The sequence below is a fragment of the Xanthomonas sp. NCPPB 1132 genome (genome assembly GCF_056629235.1).
In genome coordinates, this window is the sequence record NZ_CM152819.1 from 1,460,583 (window position 1) to 1,482,861 (window position 22,279).

General features: G+C 63.1%; 18 protein-coding genes, 1 tRNA gene and 2 pseudogenes. 11 read left to right on the forward strand and 10 right to left on the reverse strand.

All coding sequences use genetic code 11. From position 1 onward, the window contains the following. The first annotated feature begins 14 nt into the window (after nucleotides 1-14). Nucleotides 15-95: a tryptorubin family RiPP precursor gene (locus AC1G9L_RS06270; RefSeq protein WP_234006660.1), complete on the forward strand. Its 81-nt coding sequence runs from the start codon at nucleotides 15-17 to the stop codon at nucleotides 93-95. A gap of 91 nt (nucleotides 96-186) precedes the next feature. Continuing rightward, nucleotides 187-1,032, forward strand: a pseudogene (locus tag AC1G9L_RS06275) (cytochrome P450); the annotation flags it as partial. A gap of 238 nt (nucleotides 1,033-1,270) precedes the next feature. Here the strand turns inward: AC1G9L_RS06275 and AC1G9L_RS06280 are convergent. The 5 genes from AC1G9L_RS06280 to AC1G9L_RS06300 form a co-directional block, all read right to left on the reverse strand. Further along, nucleotides 1,271-2,320: a LacI family DNA-binding transcriptional regulator gene (locus AC1G9L_RS06280; protein ID WP_371180877.1), complete on the reverse strand. Its 1,050-nt coding sequence runs from the start codon at nucleotides 2,318-2,320 to the stop codon at nucleotides 1,271-1,273. 65 nt (nucleotides 2,321-2,385) lie between these two features. Beyond that, complete coding sequence (locus AC1G9L_RS06285; protein ID WP_481070502.1) at nucleotides 2,386-3,801, reverse strand: M28 family peptidase; 1,416 nt, start codon at nucleotides 3,799-3,801, stop codon at nucleotides 2,386-2,388. 96 nt (nucleotides 3,802-3,897) lie between these two features. Next, the gene (gene mscL / locus AC1G9L_RS06290; RefSeq protein WP_019802352.1) at nucleotides 3,898-4,317 is read right to left on the reverse strand and encodes a large-conductance mechanosensitive channel protein MscL; all 420 of its coding nucleotides are present in this window, start codon (nucleotides 4,315-4,317) and stop codon (nucleotides 3,898-3,900) included. A 124-nt stretch (nucleotides 4,318-4,441) separates the two neighbouring features. After that, a complete protein-coding gene (locus tag AC1G9L_RS06295; protein ID WP_010341807.1) occupies nucleotides 4,442-5,149 on the reverse strand; it encodes a fumarylacetoacetate hydrolase family protein in 708 nt (235 codons plus the stop codon). 115 nt (nucleotides 5,150-5,264) lie between these two features. Beyond that, entirely contained in the window at nucleotides 5,265-5,537 is a 273-nt protein-coding gene (locus AC1G9L_RS06300) for a hypothetical protein (RefSeq protein ID WP_017910413.1), read from the reverse strand. A 203-nt stretch (nucleotides 5,538-5,740) separates the two neighbouring features. Here AC1G9L_RS06300 and AC1G9L_RS06305 point away from each other — a divergent pair, with 203 nt between their 5' ends. Beyond that, on the forward strand, nucleotides 5,741-6,079 hold the full coding sequence (locus AC1G9L_RS06305) for a Rieske 2Fe-2S domain-containing protein (RefSeq protein WP_019802353.1): 339 nt from the start codon (nucleotides 5,741-5,743) through the stop codon (nucleotides 6,077-6,079). A 31-nt stretch (nucleotides 6,080-6,110) separates the two neighbouring features. On the opposite strand, the gene AC1G9L_RS06310 is transcribed toward AC1G9L_RS06305, so the two are convergent. The 4 genes from AC1G9L_RS06310 to thiS form a co-directional block, all read right to left on the reverse strand. Further along, nucleotides 6,111-7,979 carry an SLC13 family permease gene (locus AC1G9L_RS06310; RefSeq protein ID WP_010341810.1) on the reverse strand — a complete coding sequence of 623 codons (1,869 nt, stop codon included), beginning with the start codon at nucleotides 7,977-7,979 and terminating at the stop codon, nucleotides 6,111-6,113. Nucleotides 7,980-8,045: 66 nt separating this feature from the next. Beyond that, complete coding sequence (gene trmB, locus AC1G9L_RS06315) at nucleotides 8,046-8,831, reverse strand: tRNA (guanosine(46)-N7)-methyltransferase TrmB (RefSeq protein ID WP_019802354.1); 786 nt, start codon at nucleotides 8,829-8,831, stop codon at nucleotides 8,046-8,048. Nucleotides 8,832-8,841: 10 nt separating this feature from the next. Continuing rightward, the gene (locus AC1G9L_RS06320) at nucleotides 8,842-9,636 is read right to left on the reverse strand and encodes a thiazole synthase (protein WP_017910410.1); all 795 of its coding nucleotides are present in this window, start codon (nucleotides 9,634-9,636) and stop codon (nucleotides 8,842-8,844) included. 64 nt (nucleotides 9,637-9,700) lie between these two features. Further along, nucleotides 9,701-9,901 (reverse strand): sulfur carrier protein ThiS, encoded by a 201-nt coding sequence (thiS, locus tag AC1G9L_RS06325; protein ID WP_019802355.1) that lies wholly within the window; start codon nucleotides 9,899-9,901, stop codon nucleotides 9,701-9,703. A 171-nt stretch (nucleotides 9,902-10,072) separates the two neighbouring features. On the opposite strand from thiS, the gene AC1G9L_RS06330 reads away from it, so the two are divergent. From AC1G9L_RS06330 to AC1G9L_RS06340, 3 genes are all read left to right on the forward strand, one after another. After that, complete coding sequence (locus AC1G9L_RS06330; protein ID WP_019802356.1) at nucleotides 10,073-11,896, forward strand: autotransporter domain-containing esterase; 1,824 nt, start codon at nucleotides 10,073-10,075, stop codon at nucleotides 11,894-11,896. Between the two features lie 258 nt (nucleotides 11,897-12,154). Further along, nucleotides 12,155-12,228 (forward strand) — tRNA-Gly (locus AC1G9L_RS06335). A gap of 252 nt (nucleotides 12,229-12,480) precedes the next feature. Next, nucleotides 12,481-13,818, forward strand: a complete 1,338-nt coding sequence (locus AC1G9L_RS06340) for a site-specific integrase (RefSeq protein WP_481071032.1) — start codon at nucleotides 12,481-12,483, stop codon at nucleotides 13,816-13,818. A gap of 117 nt (nucleotides 13,819-13,935) precedes the next feature. Here AC1G9L_RS06340 and AC1G9L_RS06345 read toward each other — a convergent pair whose 3' ends face one another. Next, a complete protein-coding gene (locus AC1G9L_RS06345) occupies nucleotides 13,936-14,238 on the reverse strand; it encodes a hypothetical protein (protein WP_481070503.1) in 303 nt (100 codons plus the stop codon). A gap of 183 nt (nucleotides 14,239-14,421) precedes the next feature. On the opposite strand from AC1G9L_RS06345, the gene AC1G9L_RS06350 reads away from it, so the two are divergent. From AC1G9L_RS06350 to AC1G9L_RS06370, 5 genes and pseudogenes are all read left to right on the forward strand, one after another. Then, the gene (locus tag AC1G9L_RS06350; protein ID WP_209248966.1) at nucleotides 14,422-14,817 is read left to right on the forward strand and encodes an H-NS family nucleoid-associated regulatory protein; all 396 of its coding nucleotides are present in this window, start codon (nucleotides 14,422-14,424) and stop codon (nucleotides 14,815-14,817) included. A 222-nt stretch (nucleotides 14,818-15,039) separates the two neighbouring features. After that, nucleotides 15,040-19,821, forward strand: coding sequence for an RHS repeat-associated core domain-containing protein (locus tag AC1G9L_RS06355; protein ID WP_481070504.1), 4,782 nt, complete (start codon nucleotides 15,040-15,042; stop codon nucleotides 19,819-19,821). 14 nt (nucleotides 19,822-19,835) lie between these two features. Then, nucleotides 19,836-20,681: a hypothetical protein gene (locus tag AC1G9L_RS06360; RefSeq protein ID WP_481070505.1), complete on the forward strand. Its 846-nt coding sequence runs from the start codon at nucleotides 19,836-19,838 to the stop codon at nucleotides 20,679-20,681. Between the two features lie 165 nt (nucleotides 20,682-20,846). After that, nucleotides 20,847-22,016: a hypothetical protein gene (locus AC1G9L_RS06365; RefSeq protein WP_481070506.1), complete on the forward strand. Its 1,170-nt coding sequence runs from the start codon at nucleotides 20,847-20,849 to the stop codon at nucleotides 22,014-22,016. A gap of 58 nt (nucleotides 22,017-22,074) precedes the next feature. Then, nucleotides 22,075-22,239, forward strand: a pseudogene (locus tag AC1G9L_RS06370) (sunset domain-containing protein); the annotation flags it as partial. Nucleotides 22,240-22,279: the final 40 nt, after the last annotated feature.

Genomic DNA, 22,279 nt, shown 5'->3' on the forward strand with positions numbered 1-22,279 from the left:
GCGGAGATGTCGCTATGAAGCTGCTGTTCTCCATCAAGCACCTGCTGTCGTCGAAGAAGCCGCTGAAGTCCTACGCCTGGTACATCTGGTACTGAGCGCCCCGTGCGTTGCCGCGCGCTGTCGCGTGCGGCCGGTGCCCGGCGGCGACGACGCTGCGCCGGGCGCCGTTCCTTCAGGAGACTCGCGATGTCCGCCACCCTGGTCGATCGCCACGCGCGCGCCACGGTCTTCGCGCCGCGTCTGCAGGACTTGTTGCGCACGCATGTGGGGCAGGAGGCGTTCCGCCTGGATGCCGACACGGTCGGCGTCGCCGGGCCGACGTTGACCGACCGCCTGCTCGCGGCCCGGCCCGCGACCGAACACGAACGCCCGACCTTCAAACCGCTGCACGGCCGCTCGATCGCGCGCAGCGAAGCGGCCAAGCTGATGCAGGCGATCGGCCGCGACGTGCGCGAGGCGTTGAAGCGCCCGGTCCCCACGACGCTCGACCTGTCCGGCCCCTGGCCGCATGTCGGCCATGTCTACCTGCGCGACCTGCTGCTCGGCGGCGATCCCTGGCGGCTGCGCCTGCTGATGGACCGCACGCTGGAACTGACGCCGCGCCTGACCTGGGCGGTGATCGCCGCCGGCGCGCTCGCACCGCTGGCGCCGCGCGCGGACGCCTCGGCACTGGCCACGCTGCTGTCCGCGGCCGGCAACTACCGCGAACGTCGCGATGCGATGGGGCTGTACCGGCGCACCGCCGCGCCGGTGTGCTTCACCATTTCCACGCTGGTCGCCAACGCGCTGTGGCTGGGCTCGCCGTTCGACCCGCATGTTTCCAATCGCAACATCCTCTACGAAACCCTGCGCCTGCTGCCGCCGTCCTGGAACATCCTGCGCAACGCCTCGCCCGAGTACGGCGCGCTGGATCCGCGCATCGGCGCCGGCGACGACGTGCTGGTGCTGCCCTTGCTCAGCCATCGCGATCCGGCGCTGTGGGAGGAACCGGACGCGTTCCGGCCCGAGCGCTGGGACGGCCTGGACCCGGATGCGTTGCCCGGCTACCTGCCGTTCGGCCATGCGTCCGAGCGCTGCTGGGGCCGGCACATGGTGATGCCGCTGGCGGAACGTTTGCTGGACCTGCTGCGCGCCCAGGGGCTGGTCGCCGACCCGCGGCAACGCCGCGCCGAGGTGCCATTGACCGGCCTGCTGGGCGTCGCCCAGGTCGACGTGGTCCGGCACGCGCGCGCCTGAGCGGCAGCGCACGCCGCACGCGACGCCGTAGCGATCAGCCCGCCGCAGGCGGCGCGGTGGAGGCGCGCGTGACCAGGGTGTAGTCCAGCACCTGATGGGTGCCGCGGCTGGGCAGGCCGTCGCGGCGCTGGCGGATCTCGCCGAGCAGCAGCGTCACCGCCGCCCCGCCCATCGCCGTGACCGGCTGGTGGATGGTGGTCAGCTCCGGCCAGATCGTCGTTGCCACTGGCGTGTCGTCGAAGCCGGCGATCGACAGATCCTCGGGCACGCGCAGGCGCAGCCCGTGGGCGATCGCCAGTGCCGCCGCGGCCATGTCGTCGTTGCTGCACAGGATCGCGCTGGGGCGCGGCGCGGCCTGCAGCAGCGCGGTGGCCGCGAGCAGGCCGGAGCGGTAGGTGAACAGGCCTTCGGCCACGCGTTCCGGCGCCACCGTCAGCCCGGCCCGCGCCATGGTGTCGAAGAACCCGCGGCTGCGCAGCGCGCTGGGCGTGTGGCCGGGATCGCCGCTGACGAAGCCGATGTCGCGGTGGCCCAGATCGAGCAGGTGCTGGGTGAGCGCGCATGCGGCCGCGTAGTCGTCGATGCGCACCGAGCTGACCCCGGGCAACGGCGCGCCGGTGGCCACCGCCACCAGCGGGATGCCGCGCGCTTCCAGTTCGGCGATGGTCTGCCGCGCATCGCACAGCGGCGGCGGCAGGATCAGGCCATCGGCGCCGGCATCGAGCAGGCGCTCGGTGGCGGCGCGCTGGCTGTCGCTGTCCTCGCTCTTCTCCACCAGCACCTGGCAGCCTTCCAGGCTGCTGCGTTCGAGCACGCCGAGCATGAACTGGTTGAGGTAGGCCGCGCTGGGGTTGCTGTACAGCACGCCGATGCGCGCTAGCCCTGCAGTGCGCAGCGAGCGGCCGGCGAGGTTGGGGCGGTAGCCGAGCGCCTGGATCGACGCCTCGACGCGCTCGCGCATGGTCGCGCTCACGCGCGGGTGGCGGTTGATCACGCGCGAAGCAGTCATCGGCGACACGCCCGCATGGCGGGCCACATCCAGCAACGTCACCGCTGAGCCCGCGCGACGTTGCCGTATGCCCATCAAAGGTCCTGGCGCAGCTGCGGAAGGGAAGCCCCTGCGCGCGTCCTGCGCAGGTCCGGTGCACTTTACTCCCTGGGCGGTTCCACTGTCTTGGCCTGGCTGCCGAACCCGCCGTCGGCCTGCGCCGCCAGATACGCGAACACCGCATACGCGGCCACGTTCTGCGCCAGCGCCTTCGGGTCGATCTTGTCCAGGGTGTCGTCGGCGGTGTGATGCAGATCGAAGTAATCGCTGCCGTCCTGCGCCAGCCACGCCCAGGCGCCGCCCTTGGCCGCCAGCGGGCCGACATCCGGGCCGGGGCCGCCGGCGTCCGGCGCGTAGGCGATGCCGAGCGGCGCCAGCGCCTCGGCGATCTGCCGGGTCGCCTCGCGCGAGCCGGCGGCGTCGGTGGAGCCGGTGTTGAAGGCGTAGATGCGGCCGGCGCCGAAGTCGCTCTCGGCGGCGATCTGGTGCCGCGCCACGTCCTTGGCATGCGCCTGCGCGTAAGCCTTGCCGCCGTACAGACCCTGCTCCTCGTTGGCGAAGGCGACCACGCGGATGCTGCGCTTGGGCGCCTGCTTGAGTTGGCCGATCAGATGCCCGGCAGCCATGCTGATCGCCACGCCGGCGCCGTCGTCGATCGCGCCGGTGCCCAGGTCCCACGAATCCAGGTGCCCGCCGATCAGCACCACCTCGTTCGGCAACGTGCGCCCGGTGATCTGCCCGATCACGTTGTAGGAGGTGACGGTGCCGTCCCAGCCGCAGTCCAGCGCCAGGCGCAGGCGCACCGGGCCGCGCGCGAGCAGGCGCGCCAGCTGGTTGGCATCGGGCACCGACAGCGCCGCCGACGGCACCGGCGTCAGGCCGTCGTCGAAGCGGGTGATGCCGGTATGCGGCACGCGGTGCGAATCGGTGCCGGCCGAGCGCATCACGAAACCGATCGCGCCCTTGCGGATCGCTTCGGACGGTCCCTTGCTGCGCACCGCGCCGCCATTGCCGTAGTCCTTGCCGTCGCGGGTGCGCAGCATCTGGTAGTCGACGAAGGCGATCTTGCCGCGCAGCGCATCGGCGGGCGCCGCCTGCAACGCGGCCAGGTCGGCGAAGCGCACCACCTCGGCCTCGACCGTGCCGCCGGGGCTGCCGCCCAGCGCGGTGACGGTCAGCGGTTGCGCGTGCGCGCCGAGCACCTGCGCGTGTTCGCTGCGCCGCTCCCACTTCGGGAACGTCACCGGCTCGGTCCACACCTTGTCGAAGCCCAGCGCCTTGAATTTCGCCGTGGCCCAGGTCACCGCGCGTGCATCGGCCTCGCTGCCGGCCATGCGCGGACCGATCTCGGTGGTCAGCGATTCGACCACCTTCCAGCCGGTGTCGTCGGCCAGCGCGCGTTCGCGCAGGGTCGCTGCATCGCGCAGCGCCGCCTCTGGAATGCGCGTGGCCTCGACCGCGTTGGCGGTGGAGGACAGGCTCAGGACGGCAGCGATGACGAGGGCGAGACGGCGCATGGAAAACTCCGCGAACACAGGAACGGGGAGCTTAACAGTGCCTCGCCGCCGTGCACGGCGCGGCCTCCATGGAAGAGGCCGCGCGCACCGTCGCGCTTACTCCGCGCGCGGCTCGTGCTTGAGCGAATCGCGGATCTCGCGCAGCAGCAGCACTTCCTCGGTCGGGGCCTTCGGCGCCGGCGGTTCCTTGCGTGCGATGCGGTTGATCGCCTTGACCAGCATGAAGATGGCGAAGGCCACGATCACGAACTGGATGATGGTGTTGAGGAAATCGCCGATGCCGATCACCACGGCCGGCACCGGCTTGCCCGCCGCGTCCACCGTGGCCGCCTTCAGCGTCCACGCCCAGCGCGAGAAGTCCACGCCGCCGACGAGCAACCCGATCGGCGGCATGATGATCTTCTCCACCAGCGCGGTGACGATCTTGCCGAACGCGGCACCGAGCACCACGCCGACCGCCAGGTCCAGCACGTTGCCGCGCATGGCGAATTCCTTGAATTCGCGGATCATGCTCATCGGAACTCCTCTCTTGTCAGTGCGGGCCTGTCGCCGCGGCGCTAGCCTAGCGCAGCGATTGTGGTCGTCGGGTCACAGGCCTGCGTCCGCCGCGCGACTGCGCGGGTGTCCTCGGCCGACCAACTCAGCCGACGATGCGCCCATGCCGCTCGGCCACGTTCTCCAGGCGCGCGCTGAAGCGGTCGCCCGGACGCAGCGCGGCCACGCCGGCCGGCGTGCCCATGAACACCAGGTCGCCGGCGCGCAACGCGAACAGCTTGGACAGCTCGTGCAGGATCTCCGGCACGTTCCAGATCATCTGCTCCAGCAGCGACTGCTGACGGACTTCGCCGTTGACCTCCAGCGACAGGTTCAGCGCTTCCAGCGCACCGACCTCGCCGGCCGGGATCAGCTCGCTGATCGGCGCGGACGCGTCGAAGCCCTTGGCGATGTCCCACGGCAGGCCCTTGGCCTTGGCCGCGGCCTGCAGATCGCGACGGGTCAGGTCCAGGCCCACGCCGTAGGCCAGGATCAGAGACTCGGCGGCGTCCACCGGCAGCACGCCGGCCGGCGCGTCCTGGCCCAGCGCCACCACCAGTTCCACCTCGTGGTGCAGGTCCTGGGTCGCGGACGGGTAGGGGATGGCCTCCTCGCCGATCACCAGCGCATCGGCCGGTTTCATGAAGAAGGTCGGCTGGCCGCGCTCGGCCTTCGACGCCGGCGCACTGGCGCCCATCTCCCGCGCATGGTCGGCGAAGTTGCGGCCCACGCAATAGATGCGATGCACCGGGAAAAGCCCCTGGCCGCGCACAGGAACACGCGGAGCCTCGGCAGCGGCGAACAGATCTTTCATGGGCTGGCATCCGAACGGAACAAGATGCCGAAGTCTAACGCGTCAGCCCGGCAAGGCTTCTAAGCAGCGGGATGGCGCTTTACCAATCCCCAATCCCGATTCCCCATTCCCAGCTCTAAAGCGGCAAGGCCGGCTTGCGCACCACCCGGTACTCGCCATCGACGACATGCCGGCGCGCGGTGGCCGGGCGCTTGCCGCGCTGGCTCAGCAGCTTCATGGCGATGCCGCCCAGGATCATCGCCGCGCCCACGAACACGCTGACGAACACCAGCCCGGCCAGGATCGCCAGGCCGAGCAGGCCCACGGCCAGCTTCACCAGCGGATGGCGCGGCTTGCGCGGCGCGAAGACGTGCCGGAATTGGTCGAAATTGAAGAGGCGAGCGCGCATGGCAGAATTCTGTTTCAGTTTGAACCGAAGGCGCGCAGTATCGACGCTGTTTTATGTGACGGAGTGAAAACTTCGTTAAGCGAAAAATTAACACTTTGCGTTCAATCGCTTGCATGTCCTCGCGGAGTGAAGCCGCGCGCCGGCGCGGGCCATGCGCGTCCGTGCCAGAATTGCGGCCCCGTCGCCGTGCGTGCCCGTAAGCCATGACCGAATCTTCCGCCGTGCTGGCGTCGCTGCACGCCCTCGTTTCCGGCGAACTGGCCGAGGCCGAGGCGCTGATCGGCGGCGAATCCGAGTCGCTGCTGCTGTACCGGGAGGGCGACACCGTGCGCGCGTGGTTGAACGTGTGCCCGCATGCCGGGCGCCGCCTGGACTGGTCGCCGGGGCAGTTCCTGAAGAGCCGCGAGGGCCACGTGGTGTGCGCCGCGCATGGCGCCGCGTTCGAACTGCAGGGCGGTGAGTGCGTGTCCGGCCCCTGTCGCGGCCAGAGCCTGCACGCGGTGCCGGTGGACGTGCGCGACGGGCAGGTGGTGCTGGTTTAGCGCGCAGCGCAGGTGCTTGCGACGAGCCGCGCTACAGCGCGTGCCACCAGCCCATCGACATCAGGTTGACCATCAGCACCACCACCAGGGTGTAGACCAGCGACAGCGGGCCGCCGACGCGCCACAGTTCGCGCGGCTGGTAGTTCGCCGGGCCGGTGATCATCGAGATCACCGGATTGGACGCGGTCATCAGGTTGTTGGAGGCCGACAGCGCCACGATCAGCGCGAACGCGGTGGGGTTGCCGCCGGCCGCCAGCGCCAGGTTGACCGCGATCGGCACCATCACGATGGTCGCGCCGACATGGCTGATCACCAGCGAGAACGCGGTGGTCAGCAGGCCCAGGGCGATCTCCAGCGCCCACACCGGCATGCCCTCGGGCAGCCGCGCGATGGTATGGCCGGCGACCCAGGCGGCGGCGCCGCTGCTGTCCATCGCCCAGCCCAGCGGGATCAGCCCGGCCATCAGGAACACGGTCTTCCAGTTGATCGCCGCGTAGGCCTCGTCCATGCGCAGCACGCCGGTCAGCAGCATGCCGGCCACGCCGGTCATCAGGGTCAGCGCCACCGGCAGCCTGGAGGTCAGCGCGATCAGGATGGTCAGGGCGAAGATCGTCATCGCGATCTTGAACTTGTGCGGGCGGTGCTCGCCCTTGGGGTAGTCGGTGACCACCACGAAGTCGCGGCTTTCCGAGGCCTGCGCCAGGTCCTGCCAGATGCTGTGGAACACCAGCATGTCGCCGGCGCGCAGCGGCACCTTGCGCACGTCCTCGCGGATCACCTGCTTGTCGCGGTTGATCGCCAGCAGGCTGATCCCGGCCTGCTTGCGCAGGCGCAGCTCGGCCGCGCTCTTGCCGATGAAGCGCGAGGTCGGCGGGATCACCGCCTCGGAGATGCCGGCGCGGCTGGGGTTGAACAGGTCGCCGAGGTTGCGCAGGCGCGAGGACAGGCGCAGGAACTGGTTCTGCGCGAAATCGGCCACCTGCTGGCGCGCGCCCATCACCCCGAGCACGCTGCCGACCCAGATGCGCATATCCGCCGGCGGCGCCAGGCGGGTGTCGTTGCCGGTCTTCAGGGCCAGCAGCAGCGGCGCGTTGTGCACGGTCTCGGCCTCGCCCAGGGTCATGCCGACCAGCGGGCTGTCGGCGCTGACGATCAGCTCGAACACGTCGCCTTCGATGCCGTAGGTGCGCGCGAAATAGCTCTCGGTGCGCGCCGGGGTGACGCCGTCGTTGATCAGCCGCTCTTCTTCGGCCAGCGCCTTGTCGCCGCGCACGCGGAAATAGATCAGCGACGCCGCCAGCAGCGCCACGCCGATCGGCAGCGGCGCGAACATGCGCAGCGGCTCGATGGTGGCCATGCCCGAGGGCAGGTTGTTGTTGGCCGACTGCAGCAGGTCGTTGAGCAGGATCAGCGGCGAGTTGCCGACCATGGTCAGCGCACCGCCCATCACGATGGCCGCGGCGATCGGCAGCAGCAGCCGCTGCAGCGTCAGCCCGGTGCGTCCGGCCAGGCGCGAGGCCACCGGCAGGTACAGCGCCATCACCGAGGGGTTCTGCATGAACGAGGAATTGAGCCCGGCGATGGCGGTGGTCAGCAGCATCAACCGTTCCTCGACCCCGCGCGCCCGCCGCAGCAGCCACGAGGCCAGCCGGTTCAGCGCGCCGGTGCGCTCCAGCCCGGCGCCGAGGATGGTGGTGGCGATGATGCTCATCACCGCGTTACCGGAGAAGCCGCTGAACAGCTCCTCCGGCGCGATCAGCCCGGTCACCCCGAGCACCACCAGCACCACCAGCGCCACCACGTCGGCGCGGATCCGCTCGAACACGAACATCGCCATGGTGAAGCCGACCAGCCCGAGCACGAGCTTCATATCGGTGGTCAGCGTCAGCGCGGTATCCATGCGAGGCCGGGAATGGGGAATCGGGAATGGAGAATGGCAGAAGCGGCCGGTCGTCGCAGGTCGTCGCTATCGGGGAGCGGCAGACGAGCCCGCTTCCGATTCCCGATTCCCCGTTCCCGATTCCCGGTCGTACAACAAATCCCACACCCCATGCCCCAGATTCTGGCCGCGGGTCTCGAAGTGGGTCTGCGGGCGCCAGTCCGGGCGCGGCACGTGGCCGCGCGGGCCGGCGCGGTTGACCAGGCCGGGGGTGGCGTCGAGCACGTCCCACATCTGTTCGGCGTAGTCGGCCCAGTCGGTGGCGCAGTGCAGGCGGCCGCCGGCGCGCAGCTTGCGCACCAGCAGCGCGGCGAACGCCGGCTGCAGCAGGCGCCGCTTGTTGTGGCGCTTCTTGTGCCAGGGGTCGGGGAAGTAGATGCGCACCTCGTCCAGGCTGCCGTCGGCGATCTCGTGCTGCAGCACCTCCACCGCATCGTGGTGGTACAGGCGCACGTGGTCGGCGCCGTCCTCGGCCAGGGCGTTGAGCAGGCGGCCGACGCCCGGCGCATGCACCTCGATGCCGATGTAGTCGCGGCTGGGGTCGTGCTGCGCGGCGTGGCGCAAGGCCGCGCCGTTGCCGAAGCCGATCTCCAGCACCTTGGGCGCGCTGCGGCCGAAGGTGGCGTCCAGGTCGCGCGGCTGGCCGCTGTAGTCCAGGCCGAAGCGCGGCCACAGCGCGTCGAACGCGCGCTGCTGGGCCGGGGTGAAGCGGCCCTGGCGCAGCACGAAGCTGCGCACCTGGCGATGGCCTTCCTCGACGGTGAAGGGTTTCGGCGGGGTCTTGGCGCCGGCGCTGGAGAACGGATCGGTCATGCCTGCAGCCTCACCCGATCAGCCCGTCGACCGGCGAGGAGGCGCTGGCGTAGCGCTTGCGCGGGATGCGCCCGGCCAGGAACGCCTCACGGCCTGCTTCCACCGCCTTGCGCATGGCGCTGGCCATCAGCACGGGGTTGCGCGCGCCGGCGATGGCGGTGTTCATCAGCACGCCGTCGCAGCCCAGTTCCATCGCGATCGCCGCGTCCGAGGCGGTGCCGACACCGGCGTCGACGATGATCGGCACCTTGGCGTTGTCGATGATCTCCAGCAGGTTGTAGCGGTTCTGGATGCCCAGGCCGGAGCCGATCGGCGCGGCCAGCGGCATCACCGCCACGCAGCCGATCTCTTCCAGGCGCTTGGCCAGGATCGGGTCGTCGCTGGTATAGACCATCACCTCGAAGCCATCGGCGACCAGGATTTCCGCGGCCTTGAGGGTCTGCACCACGTCCGGGAACAGGGTGCGCTGGTCGCCCAGCACTTCCAGCTTGGTCAGGTTGTGGCCGTCGAGCAGTTCGCGCGCCAGCCGGCAGGTGCGCACCGCGTCCTCGGCGGTGTAGCAGCCGGCGGTGTTGGGCAGGATGGTGTACTGCTCCGGCGGCAGCACGTCGAGCAGGTTGGGCTCGCCCGGGTTCTGGCCGATGTTGCTGCGGCGGATCGCCACGGTGACGATCTGCGCGGCGGCGGCCTCGGTGGCCAGGCGGGTCTGTTCCAGATCGGCGAACTTGCCGGTGCCGGTGAGCAGGCGCGAACGATAGGGTTTGCCGGCGATCACCAGCGCATCGTGGGGGGCGGGAGCGTTCATCGGCGGATTATCGCCCATCGCACCGGCCCTGCCGAGTCCGCGCCGCGGCGCGCAGCCGCCCGATTCAGCCCCCGCCGAGCGCGTGCACGATCTCGACCCGGTCGCCGGTGTGCAGCTCGTGCGTGGCGTGCGCGCCGCGCGGCACGATCTCGCCGTTGACCTCGACCGCGACCCGACGCTGCCCCAGCCCTTCGGCCTGCAGCAGCGCGGCCACCGTGGTGGCCGGCGCCAGCGTGCATTGTCTGCCGTTCAATTCGATGTTCATGCCATCATTGTGCAATGCGTGCCACTGGCGCGCGAGTCGTGTCATTTGCGGCGGTGCAACGTGAGCGTGTCCGGCAGAGGTGGAATGATGTCGGCCATGCGGCAACGTATGGTGCGGCCGCACCCCAGTTTCGCTCCACTTCGTGTTCCATTTTTGCCCGGGAGGGCTTCCATGACGTCGTCTATCCGTCCGCTCCGCTCGCTGCTCGCCGCCGCGATCGTGCTCGCCGCCGCGCCTGCGTTCGCGCAGTCCACCACCTACAGCCGCACCGTGTTCTTCGGCGACAGCCTGACCGACGCCGGCTACTACCGTCCGCTGCTGCCGGCCTCGGTGCGTGCGGTGACCGGCCAGTTCACCACCAACCCGGACTTCGTCTGGGCGCAGTACGTGGCCGAGTACTACGGCACCAACGCCGCCGCCAACGGCAATGGCCAGATCGGCGACGACTATGCCGCGGGCAACGCGCGCGTCGGCGTGGCCAACGCCAGCGCGCTGGGCGTGGCGCCGTCGCTGGCGACCCAGGCCAGCAACTACCTGGCCGCCAACGGCGGCAAGGCCGATCCGAACGCGCTGTACTCGGTGTGGGGCGGTGCCAACGACCTGTTCGCCATCGCCGGCGGTGCGCCGGTGCAGACCACCATCGGCAACGCCGTGACCGCCGAAGTCGGCATCGTCGCCAGCCTGCAGAACGCCGGCGCGCGCTACGTCATGGTCAACAACCTGCCCGACGTCGGCATCACCCCGCGCTTCCGCGCCGGCGGCGCCGCGGCGATGGCGCAGGGCACCGCCCTGGCCACCGCGTACAACACCGCCCTGTTCTCCGGCCTGAAGAGCGCCGGGCTGCGGGTGATCCCGTTCGACACCTTCCACCTGCTGCAGGAAGTGGTGGCCAATCCGGGCACCTACGGCTTCACCAACGTCACCGGCACCGCCTGCCAGCCGCAGATCACCGCGCAGTCGCTGACCTGCAACCCGACCAGCTACGTCAGCGCCGACGCCGCCGATACCTATGTGTTCGCCGACGGCGTGCACCCGACCGGCCGCACCCACGAGCTGCTGGCGCAGTACGCGCTGTCGATCCTGGAAGGCCCGCGCACCCAGCAGATCCTGACCCACTCGGCGCAGATGGTCGGCCGCTCGCGCGCCGACCAGGTCGCCTGGCACGTCGATGGCCGCCCGGAAGCGGACGGCGTGCGCTGGTGGGGCAACCTGCGTGGCGACATGCAGCGCTACCAGCACGGCGACCTGTACGACGGTCTGGCCCCGGCCGGCCTGTTCGGCGTGGACTGGTCGCGTGGCGAGTGGGTGTTCGGCGGCTTCGGCGGCTTCGGTCGCACCGATGCCGACTTCGGCAACCGCGGCGGCGACTACACCCAGGACGACAGCACCCTCGGCGGCTTCGCCGGCTGGTACGGCGAGCATGCCTGGGTCAACGCCCAGGTCAGCTACACCTGGCTGAGCTACGACGTCACCCGCAAGGTCAACCTCGGCCCGGCCACCATCGAGCACAAGGGCTCGCCGGACGGCAGCAACCTGACCGCGGCGCTGCAGGGCGGCTACGAGTTTGGCGAAGGCAGCTTCAGGCACGGCCCGGTGGCCGCGGCGATCTGGCAGAAGGTCAAGCTCGACGGCTATGCCGAGAGCAACCCGAACTCCAGCGCGCTGGGCTACAGCGACCGCGACGTCGAGTCGATGGTCGGCCGCATTGGCTGGAAGGCCAGCATCGACGCCGGCATGGTGAAGCCGTACCTGCAGGCCACCTACGACCACGAGTTCAAGAAGAACCAGGAAGCCACCGCGTACCTGCAGACCATGTCCGACCTGGGCGAGTACGCGGTGCCGGGCATCAACTTCGACCGCAACTACGCCTCGGTGGTGCTGGGCGCGCGGACCAAGATGTGGGGCCTGGAGAGCAACGTCGGCATCGCCGCCACCACCGGCCAGTCGCGTGCGCACGACACCTCGCTGTTCGTGAACTTCGGCGGCAGCTTCTAAGCAACGCCGAGTTCGCCCGCCTTGCCCGGCTACGCGCCGGGCAGGGTAGGGCGAGCGACATACCGTACCAGGGCAGCCATGCCTGTTATGGAAGGGGCTTCAGCCCCGACGCCTCGGAATGCGAGCCGTCGGGGCTGAAGCCCCTTTCGCATTTGCCGGGTCATGATCGCCGGCCGCTTCGGAACATGGCGCGCTGCAGCCGCATCACGCCGATTTCTTGCGCAACCCCCGGCCCAGCGCATAGACTGCACCGGCAACGCGGGCGTAGCTCAATGGTAGAGCTGTAGCTTCCCAAGCTACTGACGTGGGTTCGATTCCCATCGCCCGCTCCAGTCTCGCGAATGCTAGCGCTAAGTTGTTGACCGCGCTGACTATTCCTCCCGACTGAAGACCGCCTCGAACGACCTCCCAAGGTATCGTTTGAGGTATCGTTTTTGGCCAAGCCCTTCTTGCTGCATCGGCCGTCAGGCCTCTATGTGCGCTTCTTGGTTCCTGCTGATTTGCGGGGGCAAGTTGGCTCGCGATATCTCGTTCGTCCTCTCCATCTTCGCCCCGGCGATGCTGCGCGTCTGGTGTCGGCCTACATGGGGATGGCACTATCGAACGCGTTCCAAGCATTGAGGCAGGGGAAGCCGGTGGATCTGGACGAAGTGCTGCGCCGCATCCGAGAGCAAGGACTGCGCGAACTCACATTGACCGATGTGACGCTGCCCAACGGCACGCATTTGGGTAGAGCCCAGATCGACACGCCCGAAGACGCAGCATTGTTCGCTGAGTTGTTGCGTGAGCCAGCCAGCGGAAATGCCGCGACCAACAAGCGAAGCGGCTGGCGCACAGGCAAGGCGAAAGCGTCTGGCCCGCTGTTGTCCAAAGCGATTGCGGATCACTTGGGAGACTTGGGTCGCGCCAAGCTCCACAGTAAGACCATCCTTGAAAGCCGCCACTCGCTGCGTTTGTTCGCGGGCGCCGTGGGGCAAGACCTGGCGGTGTCCGAGTTGACGGCAGACCATGTGCGCGCCTTTTTCGATGTCGTGCGGTGGTGGCCGTCGAATGCGACCAAGCGCGCGCCCTACAAGGGTCTTGCGGTCATGGATGTAGTGACGCTTGCCCAAGCCAATCAAGTTCCCGAGCCTGCCGCCTGGACGGTTGCCAAGCATCGGCAGCGCGTGTCGGTGTTCTTGGTGTCGCTCGTGTCAGCAGGGCTTTTGCCAAACAATCCATTGGCAGGCATCCGGGCGATTGCCACGCCTGACGCAGATGACACAGGTGAGCCCTTCACGGATGCCGAGTTGAAGGCCATCTTCGATCCGGTGGCCTTCCCGGCATGGGCCAAAAAGTATCCGCACCGGTGGTTTGGACCGATGCTTGGGCTCTACTCGGGGGCGCGCGTGAATGAGATCGCGCAGCTTCGGGTGGAGGACATCGACACGATCGATGGGGTGCCCGGGTTCTTCGTGCGACAGGGTGGAAAGGGCCAAAGCGTCAAGAACAAGAACAGCCGCCGTTTCGTGCCGTTGGCCAAGCCGGTGATCGATGCGGGTTTTCTGATCTACATCGATGAGGTGCGCCAAGCAGGACACACGCAGATCTTTCCTCATCTGCCCAACAGCACGGGACTGGGCTTTGGTCGACAGTTGAGCCGACAGTTTTCCGTTTACATTAAACGTCAAGGGATCACGGCGAAGGGGCAAGGCTTTCATGGCTTTCGCCACACCATCGCGTCGCGTTTGGATGAGGCGGGTGTGTCGGCCTCAGCCATTGCGGCGATCACCGGTCATGCGCGAGGGCAGGGGGTGTTGGAGAAGTTCTACATTGATCGGCGGACTTTGCCTGATCGTGTGGCGACTTTGGCTCGTTTCAATCCGCCAGTCGCGTTACCGCTCTATCCAGTAAACTGTCTGCATTTAAAGGCCAAGAACTAGATCAGTTCTCAATCAGTCTTCACTGAATTTTGATGTTTTAAACCGTGTGAGGTATATAAATGGAATACGGAAGCCAAAAATCGAAGCCCAAAGAGCAGAGTCGCAAAGTGATTCTCGTTAAAGCAGATCCTCAGCATGGATATCCAACGCTGAGTGACCCGCCAGAATGGTTTCTGGTGCTAACCGATCCGCCGCCTCGCATGTTTGTTTGTAGTGGGTCAACCAAAGAAGAAGCAATACAAAGAGCGGAAAACTTGGGATATTCATTTGAAGCAGATCCCACGCCATTTCCTGCCGGGCACCAGCCTTAGAAATCAGTTCCACGTCTCGGGATTGAGGTGAGTTCCGCATCAGACCAACGTTGCGGAAGCTGCGGGAAATATTGACGGCCCTCTTCATTCCAATGATCAATGCATGCATTGAGTGCATCCGTGGCTTCTTGTTTAGCTTCTGCAACGGGTAGTCTGGTCAGTGCTGCGATAAAGGCTTGGTTCCAGAAATCTTCAATTTTCATATGGGTGTTGTCGATGAGAGTGGCTTGCTTTTTGTAGTCGAATAATGGAGCATGTCAAGCCGTTGGTTCTATCTTATTAAAGGGCGTTTGTGAGTAAAAAATCTTTGGAATCGATCACCTCCGCCAAGGCCAAGTTGGAGGAAGAGCTTCGCAAGCTTGAAGAGCAAGAAGCCCAACTGCGGCAAGATCAGGCTACCGAGGCTTTCACCGAAGTGGTGAAGCTGCTCGGCGAGTTTGCGGAGTATTTCAATGCCAAGCAGCGCTCCGAAATTGCGGGCTTTGTGATCAATGGTGCGGCAAGGCCCAAGAAGGCAGCTACCTCTAAAAAGGAAGTGGCTCCAAAATACTGGCTTCCGCACACTCAAGAGACTTGGTCTGGTCGCGGACGCACGCCCTTGGCGTTCAAGGCTTGGGAAGGAACCTCGGCTTATCAAGAGTGGAAAAAGAACCACCCGGACGAAAAATTCCCCAAGTATCCGGGCTGATCTTGCAATAAACAGTAGGCAAAAAAAGCCCCGAGCTGATCGGGGCTTTTTTGCAAGTGGACTGTATAGTGCGCTCATAATGCGACGGTGGTCACTTGATCCTCGCGTGCGGCCGTGCTAACAATGTCGGCGGTTTAGCCCGCCAAATGGCATGGATTGCTAGGAATGCTGTTCTATCGATCTCAATAGATCGAACGGCGCGCTTCGCAAAAAGGAGTTGCGATGAACAAGATCAAGAATGCGGCACTGGCTCTCATCTCATTAATGCTTTTGCTTGTCGCTCAGACGGGCCTTGCGCAAGAGAGTGATCAGACTTTCACTCTTTATGATTTGGACGGAAAGCAAGTTGGCATATATGAAACACAGCAGGAAGCTGAGGCAGCCATCTCGACTATCCCGGCGCCCGTATCAATTTATGATGGGATATTCTCTTATGTTAAAGAGATAAGGGATGTTGAGGATATAGGGCAAGGGCTCATTAAGATCAATTATTGGATAGGGATAAAGCAGCCCAACGATAAAGAGTGGGCCTACCAGATGGCCAACTCCTGGCCAACTGAACAAGAAGCGCTGCAAGAGCAGTTGGATATAACATACTCCAACGAGCCGACGTGCCCATATCCGAGTATCGAGTTAACCAGCGACTGGTATGCGACCGATTCTGATGGGACGTATGGTGGTCAAGCGCAGAACAAGGATTACACGCTGACGCGCTACTCTTCAGACGATTGCGACTTGCGTCAAGATCAGATGCAGCTCGTGCGGACTAGATATTACGACTGTCCGCCACAGCAATATTTTACCAACTGGAAGAACGCGTTCGGCGGCTGCGTCAACGAATGGGCTATCGCATCAATCGTCACGCAGAAATCCGAATGCCAAGCTGACGAAGGCGCGCCGAGTGCCCAGGTCGGTGACCCGTGCGACATCAAGACAGGAGAGCAAGTAGAGCAGGAGAGTGACGCAAGTTTGGCCTGGATCGACCTAACTCGATCCTACCACTCGGGCTACTCAACCCAGGCTGGCGCCTACGGTCCCGGTTGGTCGGACAGTCATCGGTTAAGACTGAACGTCACGACAAATAGTGCCATCCTGATCAATGGTGCGGGCTACACAACAACCTTCGCCCCAGTAGACAGCACGAGCTACTCTGCCACTGACGGAAGCGGAGATGTCTTGGTCTCGTCGAGCACGGGCTGGGATCTGAGAAGAGCCTCTGGAATTTATCAGTTTGACCAGAGTGGCCGCTTGCAGTCGTTTGTCCAGGAAAACGGACAGACACTCAATTACGAGTATGACCAATACTCGAGGCTTTGGAAGGTCCACTCCGGGCAAGGTAGGTATATAGAATATAAATACGGTGACGATTCGAGCGGCGCATTAATTACGTCGATCGAATCCTCAGGCGTGGTCCTAGCGTCCTTCGCCTATGCGGATCGGATCCTGCAGTCGGTGACATACCCCGATGGAAACTCGCGCATCTACCATTATGAAGACAGTCGTTTCCGGGGACATTTGACTGGAATTACCGACGAGTCTGGATCAAGAAAAAGCACCTTCACCTACGATGCAAAGGGGCGCGCAATAAGCAGCAACCTGGCGGGCGGTGTCGGGGCGACCTCCATCACCTACACGCCAAGTGGTGCTCAGGTCACCAATGCGTTGGGCGAAGTTGAGACCTATGCAATTACCACAGTGGGAGGCTCTCGGCAGATAACCTCGATCGCTGACTCGGCGGGAACGCGGACGTATTCATATTTCGGCACAAATAGTTCGAACGCAGGGCGCCTTTCCTCATCAAGCAGTCGATCGGGGATTGTGACCAACTATGAGTATTCGTCAGAGTCCGTAAATGGGACGAGCTACCGCTTGCAAAGCAGAACCGAAGCGGCGGGAACACCATCAGAGCGTGTCGTTGTCGAACGCATCATGGACCAGTCAAACCGCGTGGCAAGCGTGCAGGATGGCGGCGGGTCCACCGAATTCATCAGAAATGGCAGGCTCCAACTAGCAGCGGCAAGCCAGATAGGTGCAGGCGGGGTTGGAGAAAGAACCACCACCTACTCCTACTGTGAGGCTGCGGATGTTGCAGCGGGTGGCAACTGTCCGCTTTTGGGGCTGCTCAAGGCAATTGATGGTCCGCGCCTCGACGTGAACGATGTCACGCAGTATTTCTACTACGCCTCTGACGATCCTTCTTGCACAACCGGTGGTGCTTGCGCTTATCGTAAGGGCGATCTATGGAAGGTGGTTAATGCTCTGGGGCAAAGCACCGAGATGCTTTCCTATGATCCGATGGGGCGCGTGACCTCGGCCAAGGATAGCAATGGCGTTCTGACGGCTACGACATACACGCCGCGAGGTGCGGTATCTTCCGTCACCATTCGAGCCCAAGGCGCGCCGTCATCGTATGATCGGGTCACGCTATATGAGTATTGGCCAACCGGGAAAGTTAAGCAAATCACAAGCCCGGACGGCACTTGGAGGAAGTTCGACTACGACGCCGCTTGGCGCCTGATAAAGGTCACCGACAATTCCGGGGCACAGCTTTCTTACACGTTGGATAACGATGGAAATCGTATTCAGGAGACCATAACCGACAGCAATAACGTGGTGCGTCGTCAGAATTCCACGATTTACAACTCGTTGGGCCAGGCTGTGACCCAGGCCGATCATGATGGCAACGCCACCGAGTTGGGGTATGACGCGGAGGGCCGGCTGACCTCGACCACGTCGGCTTTGAATATCGTTGATGAACGGCACTACGATGAGTTAGGACGACTGAGGCAGGCTGTAAGGGACGCGACGGGTCTTAATCAAAAAACCAACTACCATTACGATCCGTTGGGCAACTTGGACTCGGTGAAGGATCCCAACGGACTGACCACGACTTACTCGTTCAATACGCTGGGCGATTCTGTCGGAATTGAGAGCCCGGACACGGGGATCAGCACACATGGCGTAGATGCTGCTGGCAATAGGATTGAGACGACGGACGCGCGTGGTGTGGTCACAACCCGAACTTTTGATGCGCTCAACCGTCTGACCTCAGTAAAGTCCGGTAGTGACGCCCTAATCCAGTATGTGTATGACGAGGTACAGAATAGCTGCGCTCAGGCGGAGACATTCGCCGTGGGAAGATTGACTCGCATGCTGGATCAGAGTGGCGAGACGAAATACTGCTACAACAGTTTTGGAGACCTCGTTCGTACGTCTTTCACCGCAAGTGACGGCACGCTTCTGAGTTTTGTAGACACCTACGACACCGCAGGACGGATTTCTTCAAGAACCTATCCGGACGGCTCAATCGTCAACTATGCCTACGGTGCGCAGGGGCGTGTCTCTGCTCTGCGTGTCGATACGCCAGGCACCGGTGTGGAAACACTGCTTGAGGGGGTGACTTATGCGCCCTTCGGACCTGCTACCGCTTGGTCCTACGGCAACGGCAGAACGTTGTCGCGGACTTTTGATGGCAGTTATCGGGCCAAATCGATCAAGGACGCTGGGAACGGTGGCATTGATGTAGGCCTAAGCTATGACGCATCGGGGCGCTTGGTTGGGCTTGGCTATGCTGCTGGAACGACGCAGCGCGCTACGCTGGACTACGATGGTGTAGGAAGACTCACGCACTTCCGAGACGGCGCGACTGGGGTTTCGATCGAGTCCTATTCTTATGATGCGGTTGGAAACCGTTCCGGGCTGTCAACAGCCTCCGGAAACCAGGCCTATTCGTATCAGGCAAACACCAATCGGCTGTCGAGCATCGCTGGGCAGGCGCGTTCCTACGATAGCGCTGGCAACACGACGTCGATTGGGGGAGCTTCGAAAGAGTTCATCTACAACGACGCTGGTCGGATGTCCGAAGCCAAATCCAGCGGTGCTGTGCTTGGAACATACGTCTATAACGGCCATGGTCAGCAGGCGAAGCGCACCACCGCAAATGGCGCAATTCACAGGCTTTACGACCCTGCGGGTCATTGGTTGGGTGACTTCGATGGTGCCGGGCAAGCCGTCCAGCAAGCGATCTGGCTTGACGACCAGCCAGTTGGCCTGCTGCAAGGTGCCAGTAGTTCAACCAATCGTTTGAAGTATGTGGAGGCAGATCATCTTGGCACTCCACGTGTGGTCATTGACCCTTCCCAAGATAAGGCAGTATGGAAGTGGGATTTGATGGGCGAGTCTTTTGGAGCGAGTCCTCCAAACGAAGATCCGGACATGGACGGGTCTGGATTTTCTCTGGATATGCGCTATCCGGGCCAGCTATATGACCCCGCCAGCGGCCTTAACCAGAACGCATTTCGGGATTATGATCCGGTTAGTGGTCGCTATATTCAATCCGATCCCATAGGATTAAATGGAGGCGTTTCTACTTTCAGCTATGCGGGTTCTCAGCCGTTTTCGGCTGCCGATCCGCTCGGGTTGGAGTGGGAGCCTGCGGGTGCTGAGGTCCCTGGCTGGTGGAATAAGCTGATGGTGGGCATAGGCGCGCATTACTATTTCAGCGCAAAAGTCACCGGCATGGGATACGGAGCCAACGACACGTATGGCGGAACCTTTGAGAGCGGCCGCCCTGACGCTTATAATCCAATCAGAAAGACTGTCTTTGAGTTGAAGCCAATCTCAAATCGTGATAACGAAGAGCTTTACCGCCGGATAGCAAAGCCTCAGATAGCTCGCTACTTGAAGTCTGCGAACAGGCCTGTCACAGACGAGAAGAGTAAGATGTGCACAGGCTGGACTGCCGGTCAGTCAACTGGTAATCTTTTCAAAGACGGCGATTATCTTGGAACCGTTCAGGTTGGCAGGGGCTTTTTGCGTCAAGTCTATGAACTAACGCTCTATCACGATACGCACCCGGGTAACACGGGCTTGGTTTTTTATAGGGCGGACTTGGTGGATTACCCAGTGGGTCGAGAGATTGATCGCACCTTGAGGGACATGAAAAACGTCTCGCCTTGGTATGTCTTGCCCACATTCGAAAACCGGTTGTATCCGGAAAAGTAAGGGCGATCCTCATTTTGCAAATTTCGAACGAAAAGCTAGGCCTGGCCCCGATTGACGAGATTTTCGCCGATCGGGGATTTTCCAGTATTCAAGGTGAGATGGCTCTCGCAACGACTATTTTTGGGCCTGATAGCTACCAAAAGTTCATTGAAAATCAGTCATTCCCAGAATTATTTGTTGCTGCCAACGGCCGCGAGAGTGAGCTTGGCGTTCGACTGGCGGAGTCGGAAGCCACCTCTCGAGAAGAGGTGAAAAAGGCCGTTGCGATTATCTTGAATGATCCTATTCTCGATTTCTTGCGAAAGCGTGATTTGCTCGTGCGGTTCTTTCCTGAGCAGCTCGGACAGATGCTCTCTGCTCATCTGCCGGCCTATCAAGAAAGCGTCGAACAAGAGGTTGAAAATCTCTGTGTCGTCACGCGTGGAGCGGCTATCGATTTGACAGGAGGGGAATCGGTTGTTGCGCGAAAACAGATATTCAATGAGGTGGCAAGAGATGCTTTTCCGAGAGTCGGGCTATCTGTTGCTGGCGAAAAGGATGGGCTACTTCGCTTCTCTGGGGTGGGAAGCGATGGTGCCAGGATTTCGGCACAGATGGAGACTTCATCCCTCACTAGAATATACATGACGTATATGTGGCCGACCATTCGATACTGGCCTTTGATGCCGTTTAGCTTCGTCGTCAAGAAGAGAGCTAAAGGCGAGAAGAAAGCGGCATTCATGATGCCGCCTGAGGTCCAGTCATTGGCGGCGCTGCGTCTAGGAAGATATGAAGACAGTCACTCGCTAGAAATCGCTGTGCGCGCCTTGGCGTTGTGGATCGAACTGGGATTTTTCGGTGGCCCGCCCAAGAAGGATTGAGGTTTCCCAAGTATCCTGACTGATCTACTTGATAGGTAGCAGGCGAAAAGCCCCGAGTTGATCGGGGCTTTTTTGTGGGTGCATAGAAGATCTTGCCGTGCTGGTTCCGTTGGTCATCCGGTCCATCTAGGATGTTGTGGCTGGCACATCAAAGGCACGCCTTCTATGTATAAGCAAGTCAAGTTCACTCGGGAAGAACTCTACGAGATGGTTTGGGAACGCCCTGTGCTCGTTCTTGCCAAGGAAATCGGCGTATCCGATGTCGCCCTCTCGAAGGCATGTCGAAAAGCAGGGATCCCACTTCCGAACAGAGGGCACTGGGCAATCGTGCGGACTGGCCGCACCGTCAAGCAGCTGCCTCTCCCGGATGCCAAGGAAGGGCAGCCGAGCGTCGTGCACTTCACCGTTGCCGAGAACCCTCCTCCCAAACCACCTCGACCCGAGGTGCCGCTTGGACCACCTGTTGAGGTTCCCCAAGAACTCATCAAGCCCCACCGCTTGATCGCTGAGGTCAAGGCGGCGGCAAAGGCTGCCCAAGAGGACAAGGGCGTCTTGCAGTTGAACTACCACAAGGTGCTTCGTCTCAGAACCTCGGCGGCTCAGCTACCCAGAGCCTTGATCCTGTTGGATGTCTTGATCAAGCAGTTCGAGGCCAAAGGCTGCAAAGTCCACATCAACGAGGAGCGGGCTTCAACAGAGCTGGTGTTGAAAGAAGGAGCTGTATCCTTCCGGTTGAGCGAAAGGACCAAGCAAACGCTACCACCACCCCCTCCGCCTCGCCCGCCCGGACGGCGAGGAGAGTATTACTACGAACCATCTAGGCCAGCCTACATCTTGGTAGGGACAGGGGAATTTGCATTGGAGTTTGACCAATGGCTTGGCAACAGTCGCCACACCTGGAAGGATCGAGCAGGGAACCCCTTGGAGTCTCAGCTCTATGAGGTGATTGCAGAAGTCCCAATGTGGGAAAACGCGCTACGCACGCGGCGCTTGGAGAACGAAAAGCGAGCTGCTGATGCGAGAGAGCAAGAAGCCAGGCGCATAGAGGCGGAGCGAGCAAAGGCCATCTTGCGCGCACAACGCGCCGGCCTAGTGCAGAACATGCTTGCTTGGGAGCGCGCTGAGCGAATTCGCCACTTCATCTTGGCAGTCGAGCAAAGCGCAGATCCGACACCGGAAGCGCAGGCATGGCTGGTCTGGGCCAACGAACAAGTGAGGCGCTTGGATCCAATCGCCTCGTCTCTCTCGAACGTGATCAACTTGGAAGTAAAGCTCGATCCTTACTTTAGTGGCTACTCGCACTGGAACAAGCCTGAGAAAGATTGGTGGGATTGATCTTGAAGCGGACTAGCGATGCTCAGCCAGTAGGAGGGCCGCGCCACCCATGCCAGACAGATGCCTGATCAAGGGCAACATCTCCCGGCATGGTAAGAAAATCTACCACGTGCCTGGCCAGCGGGACTACGAGCGCACCAGCATCGACCTGAGCCTTGGTGAGCGCATGTTCTGTAGCCCTGAGGAGGCGGTGCAGGCAGAGTGGCAGCCGACAACGCGCTGAAAGTTTCATCGAGGTGGGCGTGCTTAGAGGGCTTGCGCAT